The organism is Microbacterium sp. B24 (genome assembly GCF_000333415.1).
GTDB lineage: Bacteria > Actinomycetota > Actinomycetes > Actinomycetales > Microbacteriaceae > Microbacterium.
Genome location: NZ_BADB01000504.1, coordinates 1 through 5,136, shown reverse-complemented (window position 1 = coordinate 5,136; position 5,136 = coordinate 1). Strand labels below are relative to the sequence as shown.

The following is a 5,136-nucleotide window of genomic DNA, read 5'->3' as shown; positions in this document are numbered from 1 at the left end:
CCGTCATCCTCATCCTCGGCGTCTTCCTGCTGATCCCCGTGCTCATGGCGCTCTGGGTCAGCTTCTCGGACTGGTCGGGGCGCGGAAGCCCCCTTTCCGGATCGGTCGGTTTCGTCGGCCTGGACAACTACGCCGCGATCACCACCGGCGGCGGTCTCGCCGAGCGCGACTTCGGCACGGCCCTGCGCAACAACGCCTGGTACGTCCTGCTCGTGGTTCCGCTGCAGACGGTGCTGTCGCTGTTGCTCGCCGTTCTCGTCAGCCGTCGGATCATCCGCGGCCGCGGGTTCTTCCGGACCGCGTTCTACTTCCCGTCGGTGACCAGTTCGGTCGCGATCACGGTGCTGTGGCTGTTCCTGTTCTCGTTCGCCGGCCCCGTCAACCAGATCATGTCGGCGATCGGTGTCGCCGCCCCCAACTGGTTCAACGATCCCCGCGGCATCGTGCACGTCGCACTCGGGGCGGTCGGCGTCTCGAACGAGCCGGACGCACTCACCGGAGCGGGTTTTCTCGGGGTCTCCTGGTGGGACTGGCTGGCGGGTCCGTCGGTCGCGATGTCGGCGTTCGTGCTGATGGCGGTGTTCACGACGAGCGGCACCTTCATGCTGCTGTTCATCGCCGCGCTGCAGAACATCGGCGTCGAGCTCGGCGAGGCAGGCATGATGGACGGCGCCAACGGATGGCAGCGCTTCTGGCACATCACGCTCCCTCAGCTGCGGCCGACGCTGTTCACGGTGATCACGCTCGGACTCATCGGCTGCTGGCAGGTGTTCGACCAGATCTACACCGGCACGCAGGGCGGTCCCGCCAAGACGACGATGACACCGGCCTACCTCTCGTACACCTCCGCCTTCCAGAACCAGGACTGGGGTGTGGGAGCGGCGATCGCCTTCATCCTCTTCGTCATCATCATCGCCTTCACGCTCCTGCAGCGCTGGGTGCTCCGCGACCGCCCGGTCTCGAAGCGGCGCATCCGCGCCTATCAGCCGCGCGCGGCGGCATCCACGAGCCCTTCGCCCTCGAAGGAGGTCGACGCATGACCACCACCCTCGGCACCGTCGAGGTGCAGAGCGCGCCGCCGACGCGACCGCCGCGGCGCCACCGGCGCATCACCCCCCGCAGCCTCACCGGCCAGGTGCTGCTGTACGGGATGCTGGTGCTGCTCGCCCTCGTCTACATCTACCCCTTCCTGGTGCAGGTGGCGACCTCGTTCAAGACCGAACCGGATGCCGCCGCCGACCCGGTCTCCCTGATCCCCGCGACGTTCTCGACGGCCGCGTACGAACGTCTGTTCCTGCACAGCGACTTCCCGCTGTGGTTCGCCAACTCGACCATCGTGACGCTCTGCGTCACCGTCGGCCGCGTGTTCTTCGTCTCCCTGGCCGGGTACGCGCTCGCGCGGCTCCGCTTCCGAGGGCGCGGCGTCGTGTTCGCCCTGGTGGTGGCGGTGATGGCCGTGCCCACGGTCGTGCTGCTGATCCCGAAGTTCCTCGTGCTGAACCAGCTCGGCCTCTACAACTCGTACGCCGGCATGATCCTGCCGCTGCTGGTGGACGCCGCGGGCGTGTTCATCATGAAGAACTTCTTCGAGTCGATCCCCGACTCGGTCGAGGAACAGGCGCGCATCGACGGGGCGGGCACCTTCCGCGTGTTCTGGTCGATCGTGCTGCCGATGGCACGTCCGGCATTGATCACGATCGTGATCCTGTCGTTCCAGGGGTCGTGGAACGAGCTCAGCCATTTCATCGTGTCGACGCAGTCGCCCGAGCTCACGACGCTCACCAAGGGCGTCGCCTCCCTCGCCTCGGGCCAGCTCAGCCAGGGCACCCAGTATCCCCTCAAACTCGCGGCCGCGGCGATCATGACGATCCCCGTCGCCGTGCTCTTCTTCCTCTTCCAGAGGAAGATCATGAACACCAGCGAAGGAGCAGTGAAGGGATGACGGCCGGTTTGCAGCCATTCCTGTCCGACCGGATCGTTGCGCTCGCCGCGCCCACCCAGGCGTGGTCGGGGCGTGACGGCGACATGGGGGCGGCCCCGATCGACGGCATCTACCACGGAGACACCCGGTTCGTCCGGGGTCTGGACGTGCACTATGCCGGCGCCGACGGCGCATGGCGTCGCCCGGAACACATCGCGACGGACCCGATCGCGGCCGGCGCCGTGCGGATGGACGCGCTCCTGCGTGGCGTGGACGATGACACGCCCGATCCGAAGGTGCGTCTGCAGCGGGAGCGCACCGTGGTCGAGGGGCGCGTCGCCGAGTCGCTCACCGTGCGCTCCGCCCGCGACGCACCGGTCCTCCTCAGGCTGCGGGCCCGCGTGCGCGTGGACATCGGCGCCCTACAGGACGTGAAGGCGGGTGCGTCCGGCCGGACGCACGGCGAGCTGACGATCTCCGACGGCACGGTCATCGTCCGTCGGGGCGACGCATCCGTTCAGCTGACGGCACCGGGTGCCGCGCTCGCCGCCGACGACGACGGCGAGATCACCGTGGAATGGCGCTTGCACTGCCCGCCGCGAGGGCGGATGAGCGTGTCGTGGACGGCGATCCTGGCCGACGCCGCCCTGGTGGTGCGCGGGGCGGCCGCGACGGTCCCCTGGGAGCGCCCGTCGACACCCACGGGGACTGATCCACGTCTGCCGCGCTGGCTCGACCGCGCCCTCGACGATCTCGGCGCGCTGCGCCTGACCCTTCCCGACGCACCGGAGGACGAGTTCTTCGCAGCCGGGGCACCCTGGTTCTTCACCCTGTTCGGACGCGACTCGCTCTGGGCGGCTCGACTGCTGCTGCCGCTGGATGCACGGCTCGCGGCATCCACGCTGCGCGTCCTCGCACGTCTGCAGGGCACGCGAGACGACCCGGCGACGGCCGAGCAGCCGGGCAAGATCATGCACGAGCTGCGTGCGTCGACGTTGACGATGCCGGGTGAGGGCATCGTGCTGCCGCCGCTGTACTACGGCACCGTCGACGCGACAGCGCTGTGGGTCTGCGTGCTCGCCGAGACGGCCGAGCGGATGCCGCATGCCGAGGTGAGCGCGCTGCTGCCCGCGATGGAAGCCGCGCTCGAGTGGATCGTCACCTCAGCGGAGCGCACGGGCTTCCTCGAGTACGTGGACGAGACAGGCCACGGCCTGTCCAATCAGGGGTGGAAGGACTCGGGCGACTCCATCCAATGGCATGACGGTTCCCTGGCCGCCGGCCCCATCGCGCTCTGCGAAGTCCAGGGGTATGCGTACGAGGCGGCAATCGGCGGAGCCGACCTGCTGGAGCGGTTCGGCCGGCCCGGCGCCGAGCGGCTGCGCAGGTGGGCGCGCGATCTCAAGCAGCGTTTCGCGCAGCGTTCTGGGGGAGGACGCCGTCCGGACGATTCCCGGCGATCGCCCTCGACCGCGATGGCCGCGCGGTCGACACGCTCACCTCCAACATCGGACACCTCCTGGGTACCGGCATCCTCGACCCCGCGGAGGAGGCGAGCGTCGCCGACCTGCTGATCGAGCCGCGGATGGCGTCCGGCTTCGGCATCCGCACCCTCTCGACCGATGCAGGCGGCTACTGGCCGCTCAGCTATCACGGCGGCAGCGTCTGGATCCACGACACGGCGATCATCGCCCGCGGAATGCTGCGCGCCGGCCTGCTCGGGCATGCCCGACGGATCGTCGCGCAGATGCTCGCCGGAGCCGAGGCCTTCGACTTCCGCGTGCCGGAGCTGTACGCCGGTGACGGCGCCGACGAGGTGCGCGCGCCCGCTCCCTACCCCGCCGCGTGCCGCCCGCAGGCGTGGACGGCGGCCGCCGCGGTCACCGCCTGGGAGGTGCTGCGGGGCGACTGAGCTGGTTCAGTCCACGGCGCTCACGGTGCCGCCGGTGAGCCGGACGAGCTCGTCGAAGGTGAGAGGGAACACCGTGTGGGGAGTGCCGCCGGCCGCCCAGATCTCGTCGAACCCGGCGAGCGCCTCGTCGACGACCGTGGCCAGCGGGGCGGGGTGGCCGGTGGGCGCCACGCCGCCGATCGCCTGGCCGGTCGCGGCGCGCACCTCATCCGGCGAGGCCCGCACGATGCTGCGCCGGCCGAGGCGCTGGGCGAGAGCCGCCGTGTCCACGCGGTGCGCCCCGCTCGTCATCACGAGCAGCGGCTCGCCGTCCGACATGAAGACGAGACTGTTCGCGATGGCCCCGACCTCGACGCCGAGCGCGGCAGCGGCGAGCGCCGCCGTCGATGCGGCATCCGGAAGCGTGATGATCTCCCCCGACACTCCGGCGGAGCGAAGGGCCTCGTGGACGATGCGACTGCGCGGCGACAGGTTCTCGGTCATGTCGCCAGCCTAGGGCGGACCGCCCCGCGAACGTCGCCGACATCGTCCAGGCAAGGCAATCCAGCCTTACTGGCGGGCCCGCGGTACGAGGAGAATGCTGGGGGCATGCGCCGCATCGTCGCCGCCCTCGGGCGGTATCCCGTGATCACCGCGACCGTCGTCGTGGGCATCGTCGCCGCTGCGCTGGTCGGCGCGGGGCAGGGCGGGTGGGCGACCGCGATCACCACCGCCTACGTCTCGGCGATCGTCGTCTGGACGATCATCGGCATGGTCCGCGACGTGATGCGTGGTCATGTCGGACTCGACGTGCTCGCCGTCGTCGCGATGGTCGCGACCCTCGCTGTCGGCGAGACGATCGCGGCGCTGATCATCGTGCTCATGCTCTCCGGCGGCGAGGCGCTCGAAGACTACGCGGGCCGTCGCGCGACGCGCGAGCTGACGGCGCTGCTGGATCGCGCACCGCAGATCGCGCACGTGCGCCGTCCGGGCGCCGGTGACGAGACCCGGGACCTTCCCGCCGACGAGGTCGCCGTCGGCGACGAGCTTCTCGTGCGGCCGGCCGAGGTCGTTCCGGTGGACGGCACCCTCCTGTCGGAGGAGGCGAGCTTCGACGAGTCGTCGCTGACCGGCGAGAGCATGCCGGTCACGCGTACCGCCGGCCAGACCGTGCTCTCGGGTGCCGTCAACGGATCGCGGGCGATCCGCGTGCGCGCTCTCCGGCGCAGCGACGACAGCCAGTATCAGCAGATCATCGCCCTCGTGCGTGCCGCGCAGGAATCGCGCGCTCCGATGGACTCTAGAGGATCCCCGGGACCGAGCT

General features: G+C 70.2%; 6 protein-coding genes. 5 read left to right on the top strand and 1 reads right to left on the bottom strand.

Features of this window, described 5'->3' with window-relative positions:
- The 4 genes from I5I_RS14805 to I5I_RS17880 all read left to right on the top strand — a co-directional run.
- A partial coding sequence (locus tag I5I_RS14805; RefSeq protein ID WP_036321491.1) for a carbohydrate ABC transporter permease occupies positions 1 to 1,040 on the top strand: 1,040 nt, incomplete at its 5' end.
- On the top strand, positions 1,037 to 1,942 hold the full coding sequence (locus I5I_RS14800; RefSeq protein WP_036321488.1) for a carbohydrate ABC transporter permease: 906 nt from the start codon (positions 1,037 to 1,039) through the stop codon (positions 1,940 to 1,942). The genes I5I_RS14805 and I5I_RS14800, both read left to right, overlap by 4 nt.
- Positions 1,939 to 3,495, top strand: a complete 1,557-nt coding sequence (locus I5I_RS14795) for a glycogen debranching N-terminal domain-containing protein (protein ID WP_306305744.1) — start codon at positions 1,939 to 1,941, stop codon at positions 3,493 to 3,495. The genes I5I_RS14800 and I5I_RS14795 overlap by 4 nt, the downstream gene beginning before the upstream one ends.
- Positions 3,496 to 3,506: 11 nt before the next feature.
- Positions 3,507 to 3,833, top strand: coding sequence for a hypothetical protein (locus I5I_RS17880; RefSeq protein WP_306305743.1), 327 nt, complete (start codon positions 3,507 to 3,509; stop codon positions 3,831 to 3,833).
- Between the two features lie 6 nt (positions 3,834 to 3,839).
- On the opposite strand, the gene I5I_RS14790 is transcribed toward I5I_RS17880, so the two are convergent.
- Entirely contained in the window at positions 3,840 to 4,316 is a 477-nt protein-coding gene (locus tag I5I_RS14790) for a YbaK/EbsC family protein (RefSeq protein WP_005052264.1), read from the bottom strand.
- A 105-nt stretch (positions 4,317 to 4,421) separates the two neighbouring features.
- On the opposite strand from I5I_RS14790, the gene I5I_RS14785 reads away from it, so the two are divergent.
- On the top strand, positions 4,422 to 5,136 hold a 715-nt coding region (locus I5I_RS14785), incomplete at its 3' end, for a P-type ATPase (protein WP_036321484.1).